The 23,368-nt window shown below is 66.8% G+C and carries 20 protein-coding genes, 2 tRNA genes and 2 pseudogenes; 14 read left to right on the top strand and 10 right to left on the bottom strand.

Annotated elements, in window-relative coordinates; all coding sequences use genetic code 11:
• Positions 1–47: 47 nt before the first annotated feature.
• Positions 48–770 (top strand): hypothetical protein, encoded by a 723-nt coding sequence (locus HUX88_RS27310; RefSeq protein WP_176363788.1) that lies wholly within the window; start codon positions 48–50, stop codon positions 768–770.
• A 49-nt stretch (positions 771–819) separates the two neighbouring features.
• Here HUX88_RS27310 and HUX88_RS27315 read toward each other — a convergent pair.
• From HUX88_RS27315 to HUX88_RS27325, 3 genes are all read right to left on the bottom strand, one after another.
• Positions 820–896 (bottom strand) — tRNA-Arg (locus tag HUX88_RS27315).
• A gap of 137 nt (positions 897–1,033) precedes the next feature.
• Positions 1,034–1,110, bottom strand: a tRNA-Arg gene (locus tag HUX88_RS27320).
• Between the two features lie 190 nt (positions 1,111–1,300).
• Positions 1,301–1,501, bottom strand: coding sequence for a hypothetical protein (locus HUX88_RS27325; RefSeq protein ID WP_307720800.1), 201 nt, complete (start codon positions 1,499–1,501; stop codon positions 1,301–1,303).
• Between the two features lie 344 nt (positions 1,502–1,845).
• On the opposite strand from HUX88_RS27325, the gene HUX88_RS27330 reads away from it, so the two are divergent.
• The 4 genes and pseudogenes from HUX88_RS27330 to HUX88_RS27340 all read left to right on the top strand — a co-directional run bounded on the left by HUX88_RS27330 (position 1,846) and on the right by HUX88_RS27340 (position 6,215).
• On the top strand, positions 1,846–2,673 hold the full coding sequence (locus HUX88_RS27330) for a response regulator (protein ID WP_176363789.1): 828 nt from the start codon (positions 1,846–1,848) through the stop codon (positions 2,671–2,673).
• A gap of 292 nt (positions 2,674–2,965) precedes the next feature.
• Positions 2,966–3,244, top strand: a pseudogene (locus tag HUX88_RS32805) (PAS domain-containing protein); the annotation flags it as partial.
• A 266-nt stretch (positions 3,245–3,510) separates the two neighbouring features.
• Positions 3,511–5,022 carry an ATP-binding protein gene (locus HUX88_RS27335; protein WP_229219574.1) on the top strand — a complete coding sequence of 504 codons (1,512 nt, stop codon included), beginning with the start codon at positions 3,511–3,513 and terminating at the stop codon, positions 5,020–5,022.
• Positions 5,023–5,285: 263 nt separating this feature from the next.
• The gene (locus HUX88_RS27340) at positions 5,286–6,215 is read left to right on the top strand and encodes a diguanylate cyclase domain-containing protein (protein WP_176363790.1); all 930 of its coding nucleotides are present in this window, start codon (positions 5,286–5,288) and stop codon (positions 6,213–6,215) included.
• Positions 6,216–6,295: 80 nt separating this feature from the next.
• Here HUX88_RS27340 and HUX88_RS31945 read toward each other — a convergent pair.
• Positions 6,296–6,679, bottom strand: a pseudogene (locus tag HUX88_RS31945) (hypothetical protein); the annotation flags it as partial.
• Between the two features lie 225 nt (positions 6,680–6,904).
• Here HUX88_RS31945 and HUX88_RS27350 point away from each other — a divergent pair.
• The 4 genes from HUX88_RS27350 (at position 6,905) to HUX88_RS27360 (ending at position 11,862) form a co-directional block, all read left to right on the top strand.
• Positions 6,905–8,068 (top strand): response regulator, encoded by a 1,164-nt coding sequence (locus HUX88_RS27350; protein WP_373886853.1) that lies wholly within the window; start codon positions 6,905–6,907, stop codon positions 8,066–8,068.
• 206 nt (positions 8,069–8,274) lie between these two features.
• Positions 8,275–8,538 carry a hypothetical protein gene (locus HUX88_RS33190; protein ID WP_308937151.1) on the top strand — a complete coding sequence of 88 codons (264 nt, stop codon included), beginning with the start codon at positions 8,275–8,277 and terminating at the stop codon, positions 8,536–8,538.
• Between the two features lie 75 nt (positions 8,539–8,613).
• The gene (locus HUX88_RS27355; RefSeq protein ID WP_117010056.1) at positions 8,614–9,318 is read left to right on the top strand and encodes a sensor histidine kinase; all 705 of its coding nucleotides are present in this window, start codon (positions 8,614–8,616) and stop codon (positions 9,316–9,318) included.
• An 84-nt stretch (positions 9,319–9,402) separates the two neighbouring features.
• Positions 9,403–11,862, top strand: coding sequence for a discoidin domain-containing protein (locus HUX88_RS27360; RefSeq protein WP_176363791.1), 2,460 nt, complete (start codon positions 9,403–9,405; stop codon positions 11,860–11,862).
• Between the two features lie 43 nt (positions 11,863–11,905).
• Here the strand turns inward: HUX88_RS27360 and HUX88_RS27365 are convergent, their stop codons facing one another.
• The 3 genes from HUX88_RS27365 to HUX88_RS27375 all read right to left on the bottom strand — a co-directional run bounded on the left by HUX88_RS27365 (position 11,906) and on the right by HUX88_RS27375 (position 14,594).
• Positions 11,906–13,210 carry an NAD(P)/FAD-dependent oxidoreductase gene (locus HUX88_RS27365; protein ID WP_176363792.1) on the bottom strand — a complete coding sequence of 435 codons (1,305 nt, stop codon included), beginning with the start codon at positions 13,208–13,210 and terminating at the stop codon, positions 11,906–11,908.
• Positions 13,211–13,246: 36 nt separating this feature from the next.
• A complete protein-coding gene (locus HUX88_RS27370; protein WP_117010053.1) occupies positions 13,247–13,726 on the bottom strand; it encodes a hypothetical protein in 480 nt (159 codons plus the stop codon).
• Between the two features lie 112 nt (positions 13,727–13,838).
• On the bottom strand, positions 13,839–14,594 hold the full coding sequence (locus HUX88_RS27375) for a transporter (RefSeq protein ID WP_117010052.1): 756 nt from the start codon (positions 14,592–14,594) through the stop codon (positions 13,839–13,841).
• A 108-nt stretch (positions 14,595–14,702) separates the two neighbouring features.
• Here HUX88_RS27375 and HUX88_RS27380 point away from each other — a divergent pair, with 108 nt between their 5' ends.
• From HUX88_RS27380 to HUX88_RS27395, 4 genes are read left to right on the top strand one after another with little or no spacing between them, the layout of a single operon-like run.
• Entirely contained in the window at positions 14,703–15,137 is a 435-nt protein-coding gene (locus tag HUX88_RS27380; RefSeq protein WP_176363793.1) for a MarR family winged helix-turn-helix transcriptional regulator, read from the top strand.
• A complete protein-coding gene (locus HUX88_RS27385) occupies positions 15,134–16,657 on the top strand; it encodes an MDR family MFS transporter (RefSeq protein WP_117010050.1) in 1,524 nt (507 codons plus the stop codon). The genes HUX88_RS27380 and HUX88_RS27385 overlap by 4 nt, the downstream gene beginning before the upstream one ends.
• 23 nt (positions 16,658–16,680) lie before the next feature.
• Entirely contained in the window at positions 16,681–18,102 is a 1,422-nt protein-coding gene (locus HUX88_RS27390; protein WP_176363794.1) for an efflux transporter outer membrane subunit, read from the top strand.
• Between the two features lie 15 nt (positions 18,103–18,117).
• Positions 18,118–19,266, top strand: coding sequence for an efflux RND transporter periplasmic adaptor subunit (locus tag HUX88_RS27395; RefSeq protein ID WP_117010048.1), 1,149 nt, complete (start codon positions 18,118–18,120; stop codon positions 19,264–19,266).
• Here the strand turns inward: HUX88_RS27395 and HUX88_RS27400 are convergent, their stop codons facing one another.
• The 3 genes from HUX88_RS27400 to HUX88_RS27410 form a co-directional block, all read right to left on the bottom strand.
• Positions 19,267–20,826 carry a hypothetical protein gene (locus tag HUX88_RS27400; RefSeq protein WP_176363795.1) on the bottom strand — a complete coding sequence of 520 codons (1,560 nt, stop codon included), beginning with the start codon at positions 20,824–20,826 and terminating at the stop codon, positions 19,267–19,269.
• A 78-nt stretch (positions 20,827–20,904) separates the two neighbouring features.
• Positions 20,905–21,348, bottom strand: a complete 444-nt coding sequence (locus HUX88_RS27405; protein WP_117010046.1) for a hypothetical protein — start codon at positions 21,346–21,348, stop codon at positions 20,905–20,907.
• Between the two features lie 48 nt (positions 21,349–21,396).
• Complete coding sequence (locus HUX88_RS27410; protein ID WP_117010045.1) at positions 21,397–21,894, bottom strand: Lrp/AsnC ligand binding domain-containing protein; 498 nt, start codon at positions 21,892–21,894, stop codon at positions 21,397–21,399.
• Between the two features lie 100 nt (positions 21,895–21,994).
• Between HUX88_RS27410 and HUX88_RS27415 the strand changes: the two genes are divergently transcribed.
• Complete coding sequence (locus tag HUX88_RS27415; RefSeq protein WP_117010044.1) at positions 21,995–23,278, top strand: D-amino acid dehydrogenase; 1,284 nt, start codon at positions 21,995–21,997, stop codon at positions 23,276–23,278.
• Positions 23,279–23,368 lie beyond the last annotated feature (90 nt).

The following is a 23,368-nucleotide window of genomic DNA, read 5'->3' on the forward strand; positions in this document are numbered from 1 at the left end:
GCCGCATACAATGCACTCCCCACATTATGTGACACGGAGAGAAATTAATGATTCAAAAAATAGAACAGGTCTACCTGCAATTACTGCGGATAGTTTTGCTGCTGGTCGCAACCCTGGCCATTGTCGCCAGCGTCGTGTTGGGAGTTCGTTATATCAATACCCATGATGCCCAAGCCACTCCCGTAAAAGACGAGATCAAGCTGAATCTGTCGAGTTACGAGCCGGCCAAGCAAGCGCAAGCCCCGGCAAAAGGCGTCGACCGGACTTCAGACTCCTCACAGCAGGTCACCCGGAAGCTGGATCCCCTGTTCGAGGATTACTATAAAGCGGTCGATTCGTTCATCAAAGCGGCCGGCGCCACAGTGACCCTCAACAAAGAACAACTGCACGAAGGGTTCGAGAGCATGGCGCAAGACCCCAGCCTGGGGCGCGACTTCCTTAAATTATTCATTCCCGTCATTAACGATGCGACGAAAAACCCAGCCATCCTCGCTCGCGCGAAATTGAATATGAACGAAGAATATGGCCGCCTGCTGAGCCATTTTGGCGACCAGTTCAAAAACGACGCGCAACAAATAGAAGCGAAAAAAATGGAAGCCCAACAAGCTGCCGAGACGGCGCGGGCCAGCTCCACATCTTCGCTCTACGCCGCCGGCGCGGGCTTCATGATCTTTGCCGGCCTGGTCCTGTTGATCGTTCTGCTGAAAATCGAACGGAATCTCCGCACCGCAGTGGTGAAGGAATCCGGCCAGGCGGAATTGGCTGGATAAAGAAAAAAGGCCTGAAGATCGCTCTTCAGGCCTTTCGTCTTACGAATTTTGGTGCGGCTGGCAGGAATCGAACCCACGACCCCTTGGTTCGTAGCCAAGTACTCTATCCAGCTGAGCTACAGCCGCGAAAAACAAGATTATAACAGCGTTTTCTTGTTTGGCGAAGCATTCCTTGAAGAAATTTTGCAATCTGTTTCAAGGGCTTACACTTATAGCAAAAGGGCCCGAAGATCGCTCTTCAGGCCCTTTCACTTACGAATTTTTGGTGCGGCTGGCAGGAATCGAACCCACGACCCCTTGGTTCGTAGCCAAGTACTCTATCCAGCTGAGCTACAGCCGCTTAAGCAACATTATAAAGCATTAATTTCGTTTTGCAAAGTTCGATATTTTCTATCGTTTAGTTGGTCAAGCGCACGAAACACCGAATCAACCACTTTGCAAACTGCTTTGCTGCATCTCCTTCAACCGGCATGCCGTTCGAAAGAAGCAGCATTATAGGGACACTCCCCCGGCTTGTCCAGCACTCTCTGTCAGGTGCCGAATTCGGCCGCCGCCTTGGCCGACCACAGCGCCTCGTTGTAGGACGCGTACGGCACACCGTAGCAATCGATCTGGCCGCCCTCGCCGACGAATTTGATCCACCAGCCGGCGGCGTCGGTGATGATGGCGATGTCGCCCGGCCGGCAGTTGTCCGCGATCTGCTCGCTTTGTTCGAGAACAACAATATTCACTTTCCTGTGCTTCAACACCGTCGCCATCGCGCCTCCAGTTTGCGGCACTGCGCCGCGCCGTCCGCCAGTGTACAGCCAGCCCGCCCGGACGCGGAAAAAAACATGGCCGTTTCACTCACAAATCCAGCATTTCCAAGGCTTGCGGGTGGCTTCATTCATGCCAGTGATCACGCTCATCATCAGAAAAAATTTGCATTCGTTTGCGCAATGCAGCATCATTCACCTGTCTCCTCTATTCTCCTCCAAGGAAATAGATTTAGCCCGCTCCTGTAGCGGGCTTTTTTTTTAGTGTACGATGCGGTCAGCTTTGCCTTCCAAGACAAATTCAGACAGGTTGCCCCAGCATGACACCATCCACCGCCGTCGCGCCGCCCTCCCCTGACTGGTCGCGCACCGCCCTTGGCGAACCGGCCGGCTGGCCGCTGCCGCTGCGCCTGACCGTGGACATCCTGCTCAACTCCCCCACCGCCATGCTGCTGATGTGGGGTCCCGAACAAATCATGGTCTACAACGACGCCTACGCGGTGCTGACCGGCCTGTCGAGCCTGCGCGCGCCGGGCGGCGGCGTGCCGTCCATCCAGCCGGCCGCGTGGAGCTGGAACGGCGCCGCGATCCGCCAGGCCTGGGCCGGCGACAGCACCAGCCACCGCGGCGTGAGCCTGCCGGTGTGGCGCAACAACGGCGTCGCCCAGCTGCCGTTGGATTTGTACTACACCCCGGTGCGCAACGAGACGGGCGGCGTGGCCGGCGTGCTGTGCACGCTGGCGCCGGCCCAGGCCGCGCCACCGGCCGAAACCGCCCGTCCGCTGCGCCTGCTGGTGGTCGAGGACAACGCCGACGCCCGCTACTTGGTCTGCGAAACCCTGCGCGCGCTGGGCCACGAGGTGCAGGCCGCCGCCACCGGCGAGGACGCCCTGCCCGAGCTGGCGCGCCAGCCCTTCGACGTGCTGTTCACCGACGTCAGCCTGCCCGGCATGTCCGGCGTCGAGCTGGCCCGCCTGGCGCGCAAGCAGAGCCCTGCGCTGCAACTGCTGTTCGCCTCCGGCTACGGCGACGCCCTGACCCGCCACCTGGAATTCCCCGCCCAGTCGCTGCAAAAACCCTACGACATCGAACAGCTGCAAGCCGCGCTGGACCAGATCGCCCAACGCCTGGCGGCCCGCCCGGCCTGAGCCGCCGCCAACCGTGCGTAGCCACGGCGGGAGATGGGCATACAATAAAGACACCGTAAAACGTCAAGCGCAAGTCTGACGAGCCTGACGGCCGCCGTCCGGCGGCCACAGGTTTCGCGGCAGCCCGAAGCCTTACATGATTCTTCCAAACGAGCCCAACGACGCCGTAACGCCCCAGCCCCCGACGGACGACGCCGCGCTCCCCACTTCAACGACCGCCCAGCACGATTTGCTGGGCGCGCGGGAGGCGTTGCGGCAAAGCCAGCTGGAATTGCGCGCGCTCGCCAATTCGATGCCGCAACTGGCCTGGATCGCCGAGCAGGACGGCAGCAAGGTCTGGTACAACCAGCCGTGGTACGCCTACACCGGCACCACGCCCGAGCAGATGGGCGGCGACGGCTGGCGCCAGGTCTACGCGCCCGACTGCATCGTCCCCATGCTGGAGCGCTGGGAATACTCGCGCGCCACCGGCCAGCCCTACGAGCTGGAGGTGCCGATCCGCAGCGCCAACGGCGAGTTCCGCTGGTTCCTCACACGCGCCAACCCGGTGCACGACGCCGCCGGCCGCGTGCTGCGCTGGTTCGGCACCAGCACCGACGTCGACCAGGTCAAGCGGGTGCAGGAGGCGCTGCGCGACCAGACCGCCGTGCTGGAGCTGGTCAACCGCACCGGCAACGCGCTGGCCTCGACCCGCGACCTGCATCCGTTGCTGCAGGAGGTGACCGACGCCGCCACCCGCATCAGCGGCGCCCGCTTCGGCGCCTTCTGCTACCACGGCGCCGACGGCCACGGCAAGGCGCGCATGCTGCACATGCTGTCGAGCGACGCCCCGGCCGGTTGCGCCGGCTTCGGCCGCCGCGCGACGGCGCGCCCGCCGAGCGCCCCGCTGTGCGCAACGGCACGGTGCGCAGCGACGACTGGCCGGCCGACGCCCGCAACGGCGGCGGCGCGGACGGCCCGCCGGCCCAGCCGCCGCGGCGCAGCTACCTGGCGGTGCCGGTGGCGCTGCGCTCGGGCGCGGTGATCGGCTGCCTGCACTTCGGCCATCCCGAGCCGGCCATGTTCAGCGAGCGCACCGAGCGCATCATCGGCGGCATCGCCGCCCAGGCCGCCATCGCGATCGACAACGCGCGCCTGTACGAGGCCTCGCAGCAGGCCGCCGAGGAGCGCAAGATCCTGCTCGACAGCGAACGCCACGCGCGCGCCGAGGCCGAGCGCAACAGCCAGATGAAGGACGAGTTCCTGGCCACGCTGTCGCACGAGCTGCGCACGCCGCTGACGGCCATCCTCGGCTGGGCCCAGGTGCTGCGGCGCGGCAGCCGCGACCAGGCCGACCTGCACCGCGGCCTGCAGACCATCGAGCGCAACGCCCGCGCCCAGGCCCAGCTGATCGAGGACCTGCTCGACATGAGCAGCATCGCCTCCGGCAAGGTGCGGCTGGAGATGCTGGCGCTGGCGCCGTCGGCCATCGTGGCGGCCGCCATCGACACCGTGCGCCCGGCCGCCGAGGCCAAGCAGATCCACATCGCCCAGGAGTTCGAGCCCGCGCCCGGCATGGTGGCCGGCGACGCCAACCGCCTGCAGCAGATCATCTGGAACCTGCTGACCAACGCCCTCAAGTTCACGCCGGCCGGCGGCCGCATCGAAGTCCGCATCCGGCGCGAGGGCGACCAGATCGCCATCGCCGTGCGCGACAACGGCATCGGCATCGCGCCCGACTTCCTGGCCCACGTGTTCGAGCGCTTCCGCCAGGCCGACGCCAGCACCACCCGCCAGCACGGCGGCTTGGGGCTGGGACTGGCGATCGTCAAGCACCTGGTGGAGCAGCACGGCGGCACCGTGGCGGCCGCCAGCGAGGGCGTCGGCCATGGCACCTGCTTCACCGTGCGCCTGCCGCGCCGGCGCGGCGCCAACGAGCCGCTGGGCGCGGCCATCGGCGGGCGCCGCGCGGCCGCCCACGACCTGTCCGGCCTGCAGGTGCTGGTGGTCGACGACGAGGACGACGCGCGCGAGCTGATCAAGCGCATCCTGGCCGACTGCAACGCCGACGTGCTGACCGCGGCCACCGCCACCGAGGCGCTGTCGCTGCTGCAACACGCGCGCCCGGACCTGATGGTCAGCGACCTCGGCATGCCGGAGGTGGACGGCTACGGCCTGCTGGACCGCGTGCGCGCGCTGGGCCCGTCGCGCGGCGGCGACCTGCCGGCCATCGCACTGACCGCGTTCGCCCGCTCGGAGGACCGCATCAAGGCGCTGTCGAGCGGCTTCCTGGCGCACATCGCCAAGCCGGTCGAGCCGAACGAGCTGATCGCGAAGGTGGCCATGGGCGCCCACCACCGCCACGCCTGAGCGGGGTTGACAAACGCTCAACAGGCGTGGCGACTATTACTATTACGAAATAAAACATTTCCTACCCGCAGACGCGGCAATGTCCTACAAGCAATCCGAAATTCGGTTGGTAAACTACAAAATCACGAAAAAGCAGGTACAATTAGTTTCCACATGGAAATATCATGCGCAGGTGTGCGCCGCAGCACAGACGCATGCGCTATGATCGTGAGAGTATAACTTTCCGGCCAGAATGGCCGAATTTGAGACAGACAGAGACCAATATGCCGAGCCGAGACGAAATCCTGCACGCCAAGATCCTGGTGGTGGATGACAGCGCCGACAACGTCGAATTGATGTTGGAGATCCTGCGCGAAGCCGGCTATACCGATGTCGCCTCCACCATGCTGCCCGAGCAGGTGTGCCCGCTGCACCGCCAGCACTGCTACGACCTGATCCTGCTGGACCTGCAGATGCCGGGCCTGAACGGCTTCCAGGTCATGAAGGGCCTGAAGGAAATCGAACAGGGCGGCTACCTGCCGGTGCTGGCGCTGACCGCCCAGCCCAGCTTCAAGATCGCCGCGCTGGAGGCGGGCGCGCGCGACTTCATCAGCAAGCCGTTCGATCTGCTCGAGGTCCACAAGCGCATCCACAACATGCTCGAGGTGCGGCTGCTGTACAAGGAGCTGGCGCAGTACAGCCGCCAGCAGCAGGAGCTGGCGCTGCACGACCCGCTCACCGGCCTGCCCAACCGCCGCCTGCTCGAGGACCGCATCGCCACCGTGCTGCAGCACGCCACGCGCCAGCAGAACAAGGCCGCCGTCATGTACCTGGACCTGGACGGCTTCAAGGCCATCAACGACACCCACGGCCACGCGGCCGGCGACGAGATCCTCAAGATGGTGGCGCAGCGGCTGGTCGGCTGCGCCCGCAAGGAGGACACGGTGGCCCGCGTCGGCGGCGACGAGTTCGTCATCGTCATGGGCAATATCAGCCAGCCGGGCGACACCCACGAGCCGGCCGCCAAGCTGATCGAGGCGGTCTCCGAACCCTACCTCGTCAACGGCCTGACCTTGCGCCTGTCGACCAGCATCGGCATCGGCATCTATCCCGACGACGCCGACCAGGTGGCGTCGGTGATCGCCGTGGCGGACGCCGCGCTGTACGAGGCCAAGCGCTCGGGCAAGAACCGCTGCTGCATACCGCGCAGATGATGCCCATATGCCGCCGCAGCAGCACCACGCGATGTCGCCGGTGCCGCCTGAGCGGCTTCTGCCGGGTTCACGCCGGTGCGCGCGTCGTGCTCCATCTTGCCGGCGTGCTGGTGGTCGTCGTGCGCGTCGACCTTTTCCGGCGCCACTTCGATGCGCGTGACGCCGGCGTCGACCGACACCGGATCGCTGGCCGGGAACGTCATCTCCAGGCCGTCGTCCAGCAGGGTCTCCTTGGCCTGCTCTTCCGGCGTGGCCTGCTCCAGGTCGGCCAGGGTGGTGATGGCCGCGGCCCATTTGACGAACTCCAGCGCGGCCAGCTCGCGCACCGTGTGCACATTGAACGCCTGCGCCAGCGCCTTGGCGTCCTTGGCGCTCAGGCCGCGCAACGCGCTGGTGGGCGCGTCGGCCAGCGCGCGGAAGCTCTGGCCCAGGTATTCCTTATCCACCACAGTATCGATATTCATGATGTGTCCTTTCAACGAGGTTGGCCCCCACTATCGCAACGCGCGCCGGCGCGGTCTGTACGGCGCCGAACACTGGCGCCGCATGGCTGCCGCCGTGTTCGATTGAGGGACCGTTTTTGACATTCATATATGCAATTGATATGATGGTTTGGCGACAATTTCTTGCTTCTCTGGCAGCTACAAGGCCGCGAAGATTTCGCCGTGTCAGCAGGATGCAGAGACCCCGTGCCTAAAACTGAAAAACCCAAAATCCTGGTGGTCAACGACGATGCCAACAGCCTGTTCGCATTGACCAGCCTGCTCACCCAGTGGGCGGAGCAGGAAGCCTATGAGGTGCTGGCGGCCCGTTCGGGCCAGGAGGCCCTGCGCCAGGTGCTGATGCACGACTTCGCCGTGATCCTGCTGGACGTGAACATGCCCGGCATGGACGGCTTCGAGACCGCCGAGGCGATCCACCAGCGCGCGCGCTCGGCCAACATCCCCATCATCTTCATCACCGCCTTCCTCGCGGACGAGCTCGACCGCCTGAAGGCCTACCAGCGCGGCGCGGTCGACTTCCTGTTCACGCCGGTGATCCCGCAGGTGCTGCACGCCAAGGTCGCGGTGTTCGTCGCGCTGGCCACCAAGAACGAGGAGCTCAAGCGCCAGGCCCGCCAGCTGAGCCAGCGCACCACCGAGCTGACCGCCACCAACGAGCGCCTCACGCGCGAGATCGAGGAACGCGAATCGGCCGAGCGGCAAAACCACGCCAAGGACGAGTTCCTGGCCATGCTGGGCCACGAGCTGCGCAACCCGCTGTCGGCCATCAGCAGCGCGGCCTCGCTGATCGGGCTGCCGGGCGTGTCGGCCGACGGCGTCGGCCGCGCCCGCAAGATCATCCAGCGCCAGAGCCAGCACCTGGGCAGCATTGTCGACGACCTGCTGGACCTGTCGCGCGCGATGTCGGGCAAGATCCTGCTCAACCGCGCGCCGCTGGACCTGGCCGCGCTGGTGGCGCAGACGCTGGAAACCTACCGCGCCACCGGCCGCAGCGCCGACTACGAGCTGGTCAACGACCTCGACCCCGGCTGGGTCGAGGGCGACGCCACGCGGCTGGAGCAGATCACCAGCAACCTGATCGACAACGCCCTCAAGTACACGCCGGCCGGCGGCCGCATCGAGGTACGCACCTGGACCGAGAACGACGACGTCGTGCTCAGCGTACGCGACACCGGCGTCGGCATCGCGGCCGACCTGCTGCCGCATGTGTTCGACGTGTTCGTGCAGGGCTCGAGCACGCTGGACCGCGCGCAGGGCGGCCTGGGCATCGGCCTGTCGCTGGTGCGCCGGCTTGGCCGAGCTGCATCAGCGCGACATCGCCGCCGACAGCAGGCCGGGCGGTGCAAGTAAGCGGTCCTTCACCGCTGTGCCTGCCGCGCATCGAGCACCAGGCGGCGCCGCCGGCCTCTCTGGTCGAGGCCGGCGTTGCGCGCGGCGCGGCGCCGGCCGCCCCACCATCCCGCTGATCGAGGACAACGACGACGGCCGCGAGATGATACCGCGATGCTCAGCTGCTACGCTACGACGGTGCACCGGCGGCCGACGGCCACGGCGTGGTGCCGCCGCGCGCCCGCGGCCGGACGTGGCGCTGTCGACATCGGCCTGCCCGGCATCGACGGCTACGAGGTGGCGCGCGCCGGCTGCGCGCCGATCCGGCCACGCGCGGCATCCGCCTGATCGCCCTGACCGGCTACGGCCTGGCCGAGGACCTGCGGCGCGTGATGGACGCCGGCTTCGACCGCCACCTGGTCAAGCCGGTCGACATCGACCAGCTGACCGAGGCGATCGGCGGCTGCGTGCGGGTGCCGGTGCGGCAGTGAGCGCGCCAGAGTGCGCCACGACTTGCAAAGCTCGGGTATCATCGAGAGACACAGTCCGTCCTAACAGAGAGAACCATGTCCGTCCCGGCACCACTAGAACAAGACGCCCTGCGTAGCGCCGACCTGAGCGACCTGCTCGGCCACGTCCACACCTGCTGGGACAACGAGCGCCGCTCGCTGTCGCGCCAGCTGCACGACAGCCTCGGCTCGTCGCTGACCGCGCTCACCATGCACCTCGGTTTGCTGATGCAGAAAATGCCGCAGGACGCCGCGCTGCAGGACCGCGCCGCCCACATGAAGCAGCTGCTGATGCAGATCGTCGAGACCAACCGCCAGATGCAGATCAAGCTGTGGAACGACAAGCTCGAATTCCTCGGCGTGCGCGTGGCGCTGGGCGAGGCGGTCGAGCAGTTCGGCCAGCAGCACCAGATGACCGCGCGCTGCAGCCTGCCGGAGGACGAGCTCAACTGTCCACGCAGCCACGGCATCGTGCTGCTGCACACGCTGGAGGAGGCGCTGCGCAACATCGCCATGCACGCGCGCGCAACCGAGGTGGACGTCATCGTCGACGACAACGAGGACGAGGTGATGTTGACGGTCAAGGACAACGGCATCGGCCTGAACGCGCCGCTGGCGGGCGTGCTGGGCCAGCTCAGCGGCAAGTTCGGCCTGCGCACCGCGCGCGAGCGGGCGGCCTACCTGGGCGGCACGCTGACGCTGGCGGCCGGCGCCGAGCACGGCGTCACGCTGACGATGATACTGCCCAAGCCGGCCGCCTAGGACCGCACGCAGCCACGATTCCGCCCTTTGCGCTCCGATCCACGCCAGACGCTGCGGCGCCGGCAGGTGATGTTCATGTAATTTATGCAAAACCAAAATCAAAAGACTTCCCCGTTCGATCGCACCCGTCTTGCCGCCGCGCTGCTCGCATTGAGCTCGGCCACGCTCCCGGCTTACGGCGATGCCGCGACGGCGGGCCCTTTCATGCATCCGGGCGCGCCGCTCAGCCTTTCGGATCTCACCGCGCTCAAGGCCAACGTCGATCAAGGCAGGGAACCGTGGACGTCCGCCTACAAGCTGTTGGCGAACGATGGCAAGGCCAAGCTCACCTACGCCATGGCCGGGCCGTTCGCGACCGTGGGCCGCGCCCCCGACGTGAATCTCTGGGCATGGCGCAACGACATGGTCGCCATCTGGAATCTCTCGCGGATGTGGTATTTCACACGCAACGACGACTACGCCAGGAAAGCACACGAAATCCTGATGGCATGGGCCACCACCCAGACCGCGTTCACGGGCCGCGAGTCGATGCTCGATCTGGGCGACTACGCCTACCAGTTCGTCGGCGCCGCCGACATCCTGCGCGGCACCTGGGGCGGCTGGACGGACAACGACACGACCGTCGTGAAGAAGTACTTCAACGACGTCCTGATGCCGGCGGCAAATCCCTACGGCGAAAACCAGTTCGGCGCCGCCAACAAGGGGGCGCTCGCCCTTGTCGCCCTCGGCCTGATGGCCATCTTCAACGACGACAGCGCGATGCTGGACCGGGTGGTGTACCAGACCCGCTCGCTGGCCCACATCGGCCTGCGCAACTCCAACGACCTCGGCATGCTGGGCGACTCGCTGCGCGACCAGGGGCACGCCCATGGACAGCTCAGGTCGCTGGTCATGCTGGCCGAGGCGCTCTGGAAGCAAGGCATCGACGTCTACTCCGAATTGGACGACCGCCTGCTGGCGGCCGGCGAATATTACGCGCGGGTGAACGAACTCGTGCCCACGACCGCCCTGCCGTTTGGCACCACCGATGCCTACTATCTCACCGACGCCACCAACCGCGGTTGGAGCGGCTGGGGCGGCGGCAACATCGCGCTCAATCAGATCCATGGCGCCTATGTCCTCCGAAAAGGCATGCAAGCCCCCTACATCGCTCAGCGACGCCTCTGGATGCCGGTGGACAGCGGCAGCTTCATGTTCCTGAAGGACAGCGACACCTCGACCGCCACGCCGCCACCGCCGCTCGCCATTCCCGCAGTCGCCTCCATCACCTCGGGCTTGAGCAATATCGAGATCGGCGGCGCCACGCCGGCCGGCACGTCCAGCTACGCCGCCGGCAAATGGAGCGTGGCGGGCGCGGGCGCCGACAGCTGGGGCACGACCGACAGCTGCCACTTCAGCTACAAGGCCCTCACCGGCGACGGCGCCATCATCGCGAAAGTCGAGTCGCTCCAGAACACCAGCCCGTACGCCAAGGCCGGCGTGATGATGCGCACCAGCCTGGCCCAGGGCGCGCCCCGCGCCTGGATGGCCGTCAGCAACCAGGTCAAGGTCGAGCAGAACATGCAGAACCTCGCGGTCTACGGCGGCAACAACTACGGCAACAAGGCCCTCGCCATCGCGAACGGCGTGCCGTCGTACTGGGTGAAGCTCGAACGCATCGGCAACATGATCACCGGCTACATCTCTCCCGACGGCAGCAACTGGGCCGCCACCGACGCCGGCCGCATCGACGCCCCGCTGCCCGACACCATCTATGTGGGCCTGATGGTCGTCTCGCACGCCAACGGCACGCTCAACACCTCCACCTTCAGCAACGTCCAGATCACCGGCGGCGACGGTCGCGCGCCGAGCGTCATCCCCGCCGCGCCCGCCATGCTGTACGCATCGCCGGGCGATGCCGCCGTCCCGCTGCGCTGGCAGCAGTCCGCCGGCGCCACCGGCTACACGGTGATGCGCTCGACCTCCAGCGGCGGCCCCTACTCGACCATTGCGATGGATATCACGGGCGGCAGCTACACGGATCGCTCGGTGGCCAACGGCACGACTTACTACTACGCGGTTACGGCAACCAACTCCGCCGGCACCAGCCTGACGTCGCCCGAGGACAGCGCCACACCGGCTCATCCGCTGGTGAACATCGCCACCGGCGGCACCGCCAGCGACAGCAAGAACAACCCGGCCAACGCCGGTTACGCCTTCGACAAAAACTCGGCGACGCAATGGTTCTATCCGGGTGCGACGGGCTGGCTGCAGTATGACCTCGGCCATGCTGAAACCGTGCGGCGCTATACGGTGATCAGCTCCACAGGCCTGGTCCCGCGCGATCCCAAGGACTGGCAGCTGCAGGCGTCCAACGACGGCCTCGCCTGGACCACGCTGGACACCCAGAGCGACCAGGCGTTCACCGGCCGCAACCAGCTGAAAGGCTACACGGTCGCCACTCCGGGCGCCTATCGCTACTACCGCCTCGACATCGCGGCCAACAACGGCGACGCCACCTTTACGGATCTTGCCGAATTTGGACTGTTCGCCGTCAAGCCGTAGCGAGACCGGCACGCCGCGCCGGTGCGGTTCGACCGGCGGCGTGCTAGTGCAGCTTGACCAGCGGCGTGCTGCGCTTGATCAGGAAGCGCGCCAGCGCCAGCACGCCGGTGCGCACCGTGCCGAGCACGGCGCGGTGGTGCATCAGGTGCAGGCTCACGTACATCAGCCGCGCGACCAGGCCGTCGACAAACCAGCTCAATCCCTTCAGCGATCCCATCAGGCTGCCCACCGTCGTGGTCTGGCCGAACGACACCAGCGAACCGTAGTCGCGGTAGACGTACGGATGCGCCTGCGGCGCCCTGCCCTTGTGCTGGCGCATGAACGCCTGGAACAGGTAATCGGCCTGCTGGTGCGCGGCCTGCGCGCGCGGCGGCACCGGCTTGCCGTCCGGCCCGGCGCAGGCGGCGCAATCGCCCAGCGCGTGGATGCCCGGATGGCCCGGCACGGCCAGGTGGCCGTCGACCTCGATCTGGCCCGATTTCGCGACCGGCAGACCCAGCTGCGCCAGCCATGGCGGCGCCTTGATGCCGGCCGCCCACACCACCAGTTGCGCCGGATAGACGACGTCGCCGGCCGTCACCGAATCGGCGGTGATGGCGGTGACGCGAGTGTCGGTGACGACGGTGACGGCGCGTTCGCGCAACAGGTCCAGCGCGGCCGCCGCCACCTTGTCCGGCAAGGGCGCGAGGATGCGCGGCGCCCCCTCCAGCAGGGTGATGCGGACATCGCGCTCGGCGTCGAGGCGATGGAAATCGTAGGCGGCATACACGCCGCTGGCCTCGCGCAACTCGGCCGCCAGCTCGACGCCGGTGGCGCCGCCGCCGATGATGACGATGTCGACGCCGGCCTCGGGCCGCGTGCTTTTCCGCAGCTCGGCTTGCGTGAGCAGCTTCAGCAGCGTCAGGCGGAAGCGCTCGGCGTCCTCGGTGGCGTTCAGGGAAATGGTGTGTTCGGCCGCGCCGGGCACGCCGAAATAATTGGAGACGCTGCCGACCGCCAGCACCAGCGCGTCGTAGCCGATGCGGCGCTCGGGCAGCACCTGTTCGCGCTGGCCGCTGTCGCCGCTGTAGATGGGGCCGATCGTCAGCCGGCGCCCGGCCTCGTCCAGCGCCTGCATCGGCCCGTAGACGAAGGTGAAGCCGTTGTCGTGGGCCAGCATCGGGTAGGACAAGCCTTCCTGATGCACGTCCAGCGTGCCGGCCGCCACCTCGTGCAGCGACGGCTTCCAGATGTGGAACTGGCGGCTGTCGACCAGCGTCACCGCCTGCGGCCCCAACTTGCGGCCGAGCTTGCAGGCGAGCTCCAGCCCGCCCGCCCCGCCGCCTACGATCACGATTTTGCTGTGCAAACCTGACTCCTGTGGGCGGCGGCCTGCGCCGCGTGCTTAGTCTTTGTCTTTGCCGTGGCCGTTGCCGTGGCCGTTACCGTTGCCATGACCCCGGCCGTTGCCGTTGCCGTTGCCATGGTCGTCGTCGCGGCGGTCGTCACGGCGGTCGTCGCGACGATCATCGCGGCGGCCTTCGCCATGACGCTCGCGATAGCGCGGCACGTATTGATTCTGGTACCAGCCGTCATCGACGAAGTACACGCGCTGGCCGCAGGCGCGATACTCGGCGCAGTGCTTGTCCCAGTGCTTGGCGTGGCCCGGAGGCACGTGCAGGTAGACCGGCGCGGTCTCCACATAGCGCACCGGGCGCTGCACGATCACCGGCTCGCGGTAGATGACCTGCGGCTGCGGGTAGTCGCCGATATCGAGGCGGCCGTAAAAGCCGGGCTGGCCGATGCTGATGGAGACGCCAACGTCGCTGGCGTAAGCTGCGGAGGACAACGCCAGCAAGCTGGCGGCGAGGATCTTGGCTTTCATGATGGCCTTCTTTTCTTGTAATAGTGTGGCTGAGCGAACTTGCTCAATTCCCATCTTAGCAAACCGAGGAGTAACTTTCCGTACGCTAGCGTACATAAATCGCCGCAATCGCTCACCACAGTTGCGCCAGCGGCAACACTACACCGCTGAAGAAGGCCCAGTCCGGCGACGCGCGGTTCATGCCGTGGGCCGCGCCGAAGTCCACCGTCAGCCGCTTGCTGGGGCTGTAGCTCATCGCCACCAGCACCTGCGCCGTGCTGGCCGCGCCGCTGCGGCGGGTGCCGGACCACTCGCCGGTCACGCCCCAGCGCTCGTTGACCGGCGTCGAGAACGAGGCCGACAGTCCGGTCTGCACCCGGCCCGTGCCGGCATCGTAGGCGCCCAGGCGGGTGGCGTTGAGGTTGGCGTCCATGTGGACGCTGCCCATGTCCTGGCTGTAGATCCCGTTGAGGCTGTAGTCGGCGCGGCCGCTGCCGATGCTGTCCTTGGCGGTGGGCGCCTTGGCGCCCAGTTCCAGCCCCAGCGCGCTGGCCTCGCTGAGGATGAAGGCGCGCTTGAGCACGAACTGCGTGTCGCCGATGCCGCGCGCGCGGCCGCCATCGCCGTCCGGCGCCGACACGAAGCCCTCGCCCACCAGCACCACGCCCCATTGCTCGTTGAAGCCCAGCTTGAGCGCGTACGGCAGGCTGTTGCGCCGGCCGTCGTCGGACTTGCTGCTCAGGCCACCCAGTTCAAGTTCCAGCTGGCCGGCGGCCGGCAATTGCGCCGGACTGGACACGGACGGCCGGTAAGGCGTGATCGGCGGTCCGTCTTCGGCCAGACAAAACAAGGGCAACAGGCACAGCGCGGCGGCGAGAGTAGTTTTCATGGTGGTTCCTGATTGGGCAATGTCGCCAGCGTAGCACGCCACTTGTTGAACGGAAAACTCCCGTGCTAAAATAATCGTTCGATACCTAACCATTAGCTGCGAAATCATATGCCCTCTATCGAAGAACGCTTCTCCGCCGCGATGCACGGCACCGCCCGCGCCTGGCGCCTGGCGGTCGACCGCCGCCTCAAGCACCTGGGCCTGAGCCAGGCCAGCTGGATGGCGATCGCCTTCATCGCCAAGGAAAGCGAGGCGCTGTCGCAAACCCGGCTGGCCGCCCGCGTCGGCGTCGAGGACCCGACCATGGTCGCCACCATCGACCGCCTCGTCAAAGCCGGCTACGTGGTCCGCACGCCGTCCGAGACCGACCGCCGCGTCAAGCTGGTCAGCCTGACCGAACAAGGGCAGCAGATCTACCAGAGCGTCTGGCGGGAAGCCTCCGCCTTCCGCCTGGAGCTGCTGGGCGGCGCCGATCCGGCGGTGCTGCGCGTCGTCACCGAATTCCTGGAGACGCTGCTCACCGAAATCGAGTCGCGCCCATGAGCACGGCCGCACCGCCCGGCGACATCAACCGCCCCATGATCACATTGTCGATCATGCTGGCGACCGTCATCCAGGCGCTGGACGGCACCATCGCCAACGTCGCGCTGCCGCACATGCAGGGCAGCCTGTCGGCCTCGCAGGACCAGATCACCTGGGTGCTGACCTCCTTCATCGTGGCCGCCGCCATCGCCACGCCGCTGACCGGCTGGCTGTGCGACCGCTACGGCCAGAAGAACATCTTCCTGACCGCGGTGGCCGGCTTCACCTTGGCCTCGGTGCTGTGCGGGCTGTCCGGCTCGCTGGCGGAGATCGTCGCCGCGCGCCTGCTGCAGGGCGTGTTCGGCGCGGCGCTGGTGCCGCTGTCGCAAGCCACGCTGCTCGACATCAATCCGCGCGAGAAGCACGGCTCGGCCATGGCCGTGTGGGGCATGGGCGTGATGATAGGCCCCATCCTCGGCCCCACGCTGGGCGGCTGGCTGACCGACAGCTACAACTGGCGCTGGGTGTTCTTCATCAACGTGCCGGTGGGCGCGCTGGCGTTCTACGGCATCTGGCGCTACATCCGCCCGGTGCCCGGCGCGCGCAAGATGAGCTTTGACGCCTTCGGCTTCGCCACCCTCAGCCTGTCGATCGGCGCGCTGCAGATGCTGCTCGACCGCGGCGAGCAAAACGACTGGTTCGCGGCCAGGGAGACCTGGGTGGAGGCGATCGTGCTGGCCCTGAGCTTCGCCTACTTCGTGGCGCACACCGCGCTGCGGCCGGCCGGCAAATCGTTCTTCGACTACCGGCTGCTGAAGAACGCGAACTACGTCAGCGGCCTGCTGTTCATCTTCATCGTCGGCCTGGTGCTGTTCGCCACGCGCGCGCTGACGCCGTCGATGCTGCAAAGCCTGATGGGCTATCCGGCCGCCGTCGCCGGCCTGGTGACCGCGCCCAGCGGCATCGGCACCATGATCGCGATGATGGTGGTGGGCCGGCTGGTCGGCAAGTTCGACCTGCGCCTGCTGCTGGGCATAGGCTTCGCCATCACCGCCTTCTCGCTGTGGCAGATGACGCGCTACACGCTGGTGCTCTCGCGCAGCGACATCGTCTGGCCGGGCGTGATCCAGGGCCTGGGACTAGGGCTGGTGTTTGTGCCGCTGAGCGCCGCGACCTTCGCCACGCTGTCGCCGGAGATGCGCGCCGAGGGCACGGCCATCTACAGCCTGATACGCAATATCGGCAGCTCGATCGGCATCGCGTTGGTGCAGACGCTGTTGGTGCGGAACACGCAGGGCATGCACGCCACGCTGGCCGAGAAGATCACCACCGTCAATCCGGCGCTGCTGGACAACGTGGCCACGCCCGAAGCGGCGGCCGCGCTGAATGGCGAGATCACCCGCCAGGCTTCGATGATCGCCTATGTCGACGACTTCTGGCTGATGATGATCCTGACGCTGTGCGTGATACCGCTGCTGCTGTTGGTGCGTCCGCCCGCCAAACAAGCCGCGCCGGCGGTCGACCACGCAGCGATGGAATGAACATGAAACGAATGGAACCTCAAATGAACAAGACCACCCTGCTGCTTGCCATGGCCCTGGCATTGGCCGGCTGCGCCCACGTCGCGCCGGAGCAGCATCCGCCGGCGCGGCGCGACATCGCCGAACTGCCCGCCGACATCAAACTGGCGCGCGAAGGCTGGCCCGATGCGCAATGGTGGACCGCCTACCGCGATCCGCAACTGGACGCGCTGATCAAGCAGGCGCTGGCCTCCGCGCCGACGCTGGACGTGGCGGCGGCGCACATCGGCAGCGCGCGTTCGGCGTTGTCGCGCAGCGCGGCCGACCTGGGGATTGATGTCGACGGCTACGCCGGCGCCAACCGCCAGCGCTATTCCGGCACCGGCCTGTTCCCCGCGCCCATCGGCGGCGCGTGGTTCACCGCCGAGACCCTGCGCCTGGAAGCGCGCTACAACTTCGACTGGTGGGGCAAGAACCGCGCGCAGGTGGCCGCCGCCGTCGGCGAATTGAACGCCGGCCGCGCCGAATACGCCGAAGCCGAACGCGCGCTGGCCGCAGCCGTCGCGCAAAGCTACTTCCGGCTGCAAGGCGCGTGGGCGCGGCTGGCCAACAACGAGCAGCTGGCGGCCGCGCAGGCGGCGCTGGTGCAGGACAAGGCCAAGCGCATCGCCGGCGGCCTGGCCAACAGCGACGAGCAGCGCGCCGCCGAAGCGGAGCTGAGCCAGATCCGCAAGCAGCACGCGCAGCTCACCGCCGACATCGGCCGCGAACGCGAAGCCCTGCGCGCCCTGACCGGCGCCGACAGCGGCACGCTGGCCGGCCTCACAGCGCGCACGCTGGGCAGCGCGGCGCACGCCCTGCCCTCCCGCCTCGGCATGGAGTTGCTGGCGCGGCGCCCGGACTTGCAGGCCGCGCGCTGGAAGCTGGAAGCCTCGCTGAGCAGGATCGATGCGGCCAAGGCGGCGTTCTATCCGGACGTGAACCTGACCGGCTCCATCGGCCTGGACACCATCAAGTTGGAGGACTTGCTGCAATCCGCCAGCCGCACGCTGTACCTCGGCCCGACGCTGACGCTGCCGCTGTTCGACAGCCGCCGCCTCGACGCACAACTCGACGGCGCCCGCACCGGCCGCAACGAGCGCATCGCCGAATACAACCAGGCGGTGGTCGACGCCGTACGCGAAGTCGCGCAGGACGGCGTTCAACTGCAAGGCATCGAGCGGCAGATCACCGAGCAGGCAGCGGCCACCGGCACGACGCGCGCGCAACTGGCGTCGGCGCAGGCGCGCCTGGCACACGGCCTGGCCGACCGCGCGGCAACGCTGACCGCACAACTGGCGCTGCTCAAGCAGCAGGACGCCGACCTCTATCTGCAGCAGGTGCAGCTGCTGGCCGAAGTGGCCCTGACCAACGCGCTGGGCGGCGGCTACCGCGAAGAAGCGCCCACCGCCACCGCCTCCAAATAAAACCGGGAACCGAACATGAGCACTGACATCACCAAAACCAACGACAGCAAACGCAAGACCGTCCTCGCCGCCATCACGCTGCTGTTTCTCGCCGCCGGCGCGGCCTACGCGGTCTACTACAAGGCCGTGCTGTCGAAGGAGCAGGAAACCGACAACGCCTACGTGGGCGGCAACCTGGTCAACCTGTCGTCGCAGGTGGCGGGCAACGTCACCGAAATCCGCGCCGACGAAACGCAGATGGTGCGCGCCGGCGCCACGCTGATCAAGCTCGATTCGGCCGACGCCGATGTCGCCTTGAGCCAGGCCGACGCCCGCCTCGGCGCGGCCGTGCGCCAGCAGCGCCAGCGTTACGCGGACGTCGCGCAGTACGAGGCCACCGTCGCGCTGCGCAAGCTGCAATTGAAGACCGCCGAGGACGATCTGGCGCGCCGCAAGCCGCTGGCTGCGGACCACACGGTGTCGGGTGAGGAAGTGGACCACGCGCGCCAGGCCGTGGACAACGCGCGCGCCGCGATCGCGGTGGCGCTCCGGCAAGCCGAGGCCGCGCAGGCCGGCGTGGCCGGCGTGCCGCTGGCGCAGCATCCGCTGGTGCAGGCGGCCAAGGCGGACTATGTGCAGGCATGGCTGGCGGCGCGCCGCAACACCATCGTCGCGCCGGTGTCGGGTTATGTGGCCAAGCGCAGCGTGCAAATCGGCGCGCGCGCCACGCCGGGCACCTCGCTGCTGTCCATCGTGCCGCTGGACCAGTTGTGGGTGGACGCGAACTTCAAGGAATCGGAGCTGCGCGACATCCGCGTCGGCCAGGATGCGAAGATCGAGGCCGATATGTATGGCAGCAAGGTGGTCTTCCACGGCAAGGTGGTCGGACTGTCGGCCGGCACGGGCAGCGCGTTCTCGCTGCTGCCGGCGCAGAACGCCAGCGGCAACTGGATCAAGGTGGTTCAGCGGCTGCCGGTTCGCATCGCGCTCGATGCGAAGGAACTGGCCGAGCATCCGCTGCGTATCGGCTTGTCGACCACGGTGACGGTCGACGTCAGCAAGACCGATGGCCCGGTGCTGGGCGCGGCGATGCCGCAGGCGCCGGTCTACAGCACGCAGGCGCTGGCGCAGCCGCTGCAGCAGGCCGCCACCGCCGCCGACGCCATCGTCGCCCGCAACCTCTGATTATTTTCGCAGCTCGGCGTCGAGCTGGCGGATCGCCGCCTGGGCGTGGGTGATCACGCGGTCGGCGATACGCTGGCGCATGCCGGGCACGCGGCCGGCCGCTTCGGCCTCCAGCAGCAAGGGCGTTAGCAGCTGCAGCGCCGACTCGTGGAAGCCCTGCGCCACCAGGTCCAGCTGCGTGTTGAAGCTTTGCTCGGCGGCCTGCAGCTGCTTGCGCAGTTCGGCCTCGAAGGCGGCGCGCTTGTCGCGGATCTCGGTGCGTTTGCGCTTGCCGCCGTCGCTGAACCACTTGAACGCGCCGGCCAGCAGCACCGCGCCGCCGACAAACGGCGCCACCGGCGCCACCACCGGCAGCACCACCGCCGCGCCGATCAGATAGGCCGCCGTGCCGGTGCCGGCCGCCACCACCGCCCCGCTCATCAAGGTGACGTTGGCCGCCGTGTCCACGCTGTTGACGATGCGCGTGCCGACCCGCAGGCGCGGCATCAGCTTGGCCAGCGTGGAGTGGTGCTGACGCTGGAACACCGACGATTGATTCAGGCGCATCGCCTGCTGGAACAGCCGCAAATCCTCCTGCAGCAGATGCAGCGATTGCTCCTTGCGGCGCACGACGCGGTCCAGCCGCCGCTCCATCTCCTGGCCGAACTGCTGGCGGCCCATGCTGGCCCACACGTCTTCATCCTTCCACTGATCGGTGTTGAGCCGGTCGGTGATGGCCAGTTCGATGGCGTTGCCGGCGTCGTGCACGGCGTCGTCGATCTCCTCCAGCATCAGGCGGCGTTCGTGGGCGATGCGCTGGTCCACCAAAGTCAGGCGTTGCAGCACCTGGTTTTTCAGGTCGTTGGCGGCGCTGATCAGCGTGGCGGCCATGGCCTCGCCCGCCGACAGCATGCGCGCCTGTTCCAGGTAGGCGCTGATGTCCTGCGCGATGGCGGTGGTGGCGGTGCCCACCAATTCGCGCAGCTGGCCGTGGTCGATGTCGCCGGACTGGAAGTTGCGCGCGTGTTCGACCAGCACCGGCTGGCCCGCGTGGCGGCCGAAATCGGCCACGGTGTCGGCCAGCGAGCGGCCGCGCACCAGCCGGCGCGCCTGTTCGCCCAGGTTGGCGAGGATGCCGCGTTCCTCGGCCGGCGGCAGGTGGTTGAGGTCTTCGGGCGAGAGCCGGGCCGACAGCGCCTTGGCCAGGCGCTGCGCCAGCGCGCGGGCGTCGGCGCCGTGCAGCGCCAGCAGCGGGATGGTCATGGCGAGGGCGTTTTCGCGCGCGGCCTGGTCGATGCCGGCGCTGCTGCGGCTCAGGGCGTTGAAGGCCCAGTCGACGTCCACGCCCGATTCGATGGCGTTCAACACCAGCGCGGTGAAGACGGCGGAGGATTTGCCGTCGCCGGCGATGTCGGTGACGGCGGCGAACTGGGCCAGCGTCAGGCTGCCCTCGTTGCCGGCGATGGCGCCGACCGCGCGCGCGTAGGCCGAGCTGAAGCTCTGATCGGAAGACATGTGCTCGTCAAGGGAGCGCACGCTGATGACATGGGTATCGCCTGGAGTACCGTGCTGATTGTTCACACTTGCTCCGCTTCGTAAATAATGCTGTTATTGCATTTTAACTGAAGCGGCGCGATCGCTGCGTTAGCTGGCGAACGGCTAGGAGCGGAAGTAGGTCAATGCGGCGAACAGGACGGCAAGCTGCGAGAGATTGAGCGCCACGGTCCAGCCCATCAGATAAGTCTTTAACTTGAGCATGTCGTTATGGAGGCGGTCGCCCTGCCCTTTGATCAAACCCTCAAGCCGCCGCACCTCCAGATCGATTTTCGCATCCAGCAGCATATCCCGTTTTTCTGAGGCTGCAGCAACCTCCCGGATAATCTGCTGCAACTGAAGACCCTGCGCATCCATCCGTGCACCTTGCGAAAGTATCGCTTCGCGCAGTTCTTCGCGCAGTTCATAGATATCGGCCTTGGTCGCGCATTGCGTCCGCATCACTTCGCCAAGCGCGAACGCATGCGCCTCCGCTTGCTCAGCGGGTACGCCGGCCGCTTCCAGCCGCTTGGTATAACTGAGGGTGTCGAATGTGGTGTTCATCCGCATATTGTGCGCCTCTCGCTGCGCCGCGCAAGCGCCACACTTTGAGGCGGCTCAAGCCTGCGCCACCTCGGTGGAAAGGATCAAGGTTTCCTTGATCTCCTCCATCACGACATAACTTTTCGACTGCGCCGCGCCGGGCAAACTGAGCAGCATGTCGCCCAGCAGCTTGCGGTACTCGGCCATCTCGTGGATGCGCGCCTTGATCAGGTAATCGAAATCGCCCGACACCAGATGACACTCCTGCACCTCCGGAATGCGCAGCACCTCGCGCCGGAATTGCTCGAACACCGGCCCCGACTTCTGGTTCAGCGTGATCTCCACGAACACCAGCAGCTTGGCCCCCAGCGCCGGCGGATCGATGCGCGCGTGGTAGCCGGTGATCACCCCGTCACGCTCCATGCGCTTGACGCGCTCGATGGCCGGCGTGATCGACAGCCCCACCTGCTCGCTCAAATCCTTCATCGAGATCCGCCCATCCTCCTGCAGGATGCGCAATATCTTTCTGTCCAGTTTGTCCAGGGTGCGGACCGATTCCTTTTGAATTCGCATGAAAATCCACTGAATTTATCAAGTTATACAGTAACAAATACTGGTGATACAAGCATACCATAGCGGAATATCTGGCATGGCTAAATAATCGGGAGACTGTATGCGCGTTGTGATCTTGGGTAGCGGTGTTATCGGCGTCACCAGCGCCTACTATCTGGCCCAGGCCGGCCACGACGTGACCGTGCTCGACCGCCAGCCCGGCCCCGCGCTGGAAACCAGCTTCGCCAACGCCGGCCAGATCTCCCCCGGCTACGCCTCCCCGTGGGCCGCGCCCGGCATCCCGCTCAAGGCGATGAAATGGATGCTGCAGCGCCACGCGCCGCTGTCGATCACGCCGGACGGCACGCTGTTCCAGCTGCAATGGATGTGGCAGATGCTGCAGAACTGCAATGCCGAGCGCTACGCCGTCAACAAGGAGCGCATGGTGCGCCTGGCCGAGTACAGCCGCGACTGCTTCAAGGCGCTGCGCGCCGCCACCGGCATCGAATACGAAGGCCGCCAGCAAGGCACCACCCAGCTGTTCCGCACCCAGAAGCAACTGGACGACGCCGCCAAGGACATCCAGGTGCTGAAGGAAACCGGCGTGCCGTATGAACTGCTGAGCCGCGAACAACTGGTCGCCGCCGAGCCCGGCCTGGACCAGAACAAGCTGGTCGGCGGCCTGCGCCTGCCCAACGATGAGACCGGCGACTGCCAGCTGTTCACCACCCGCCTGACCGCGATGGCCGAGCAGATGGGCGTGAAGTTCCGCTACGGCGTCGACATCACCGGCCTGGTCACGGCCGGCGAGGAGATCAAAGGCGTGCAGCTCGCCGGCGAACTGGTGACGGCCGACTCCTACGTGGTCGCGCTGGGCGCCTACTCGACCACGCTGCTGAAGGACCTGGTCAAGATTCCGGTCTACCCGCTGAAGGGCTACTCGATCACCGTGCCGATCGTGAACGCCTCGGCTGCGCCGGTCTCGACCATCCTGGACGAGACCTACAAGATCGCCGTGACCCGCTTCGACGACCGCATCCGCGTCGGCGGCATGGCCGAGATCGCCGGCTTCAACCTGAACCTGAACCCGCGCCGCCGCGAGACGCTGGAGATGGTGGTCAACGACCTGTTCCCCGGCGCCGGCGACACCGCGTCCGCCACCTTCTGGACCGGCCTGCGTCCGATGACGCCGGACGGCACGCCGGTGGTCGGCCGCACCGGTCTGCGCAACCTGTTCATCAACACCGGCCACGGCACCCTGGGCTGGACCATGTCGTGCGGCTCGGCCCAGCTGCTGGCGGACCTGATCTCGGCGCGCCGCCCGGCGATCTTGTCCGACGACCTGTCGGTCAGCCGCTACCAGCGCGACGGCGCCGCGCGCCGTCCGCAATTCGCCAACGCCTGAAGCTGAACCAAGCTTTTCCCGTGCGCGGCGCCCCCGATGGCGCCGCGCACTGTCGCATTGCCGCCTCCTCCCGCCGCCAAGAAGCCACAT

Source organism: Duganella sp. BJB1802, from assembly GCF_013369445.1.
In the GTDB taxonomy this organism is placed as follows: Bacteria; Pseudomonadota; Gammaproteobacteria; order Burkholderiales; family Burkholderiaceae_D; genus Rugamonas; species Rugamonas vulcania_A.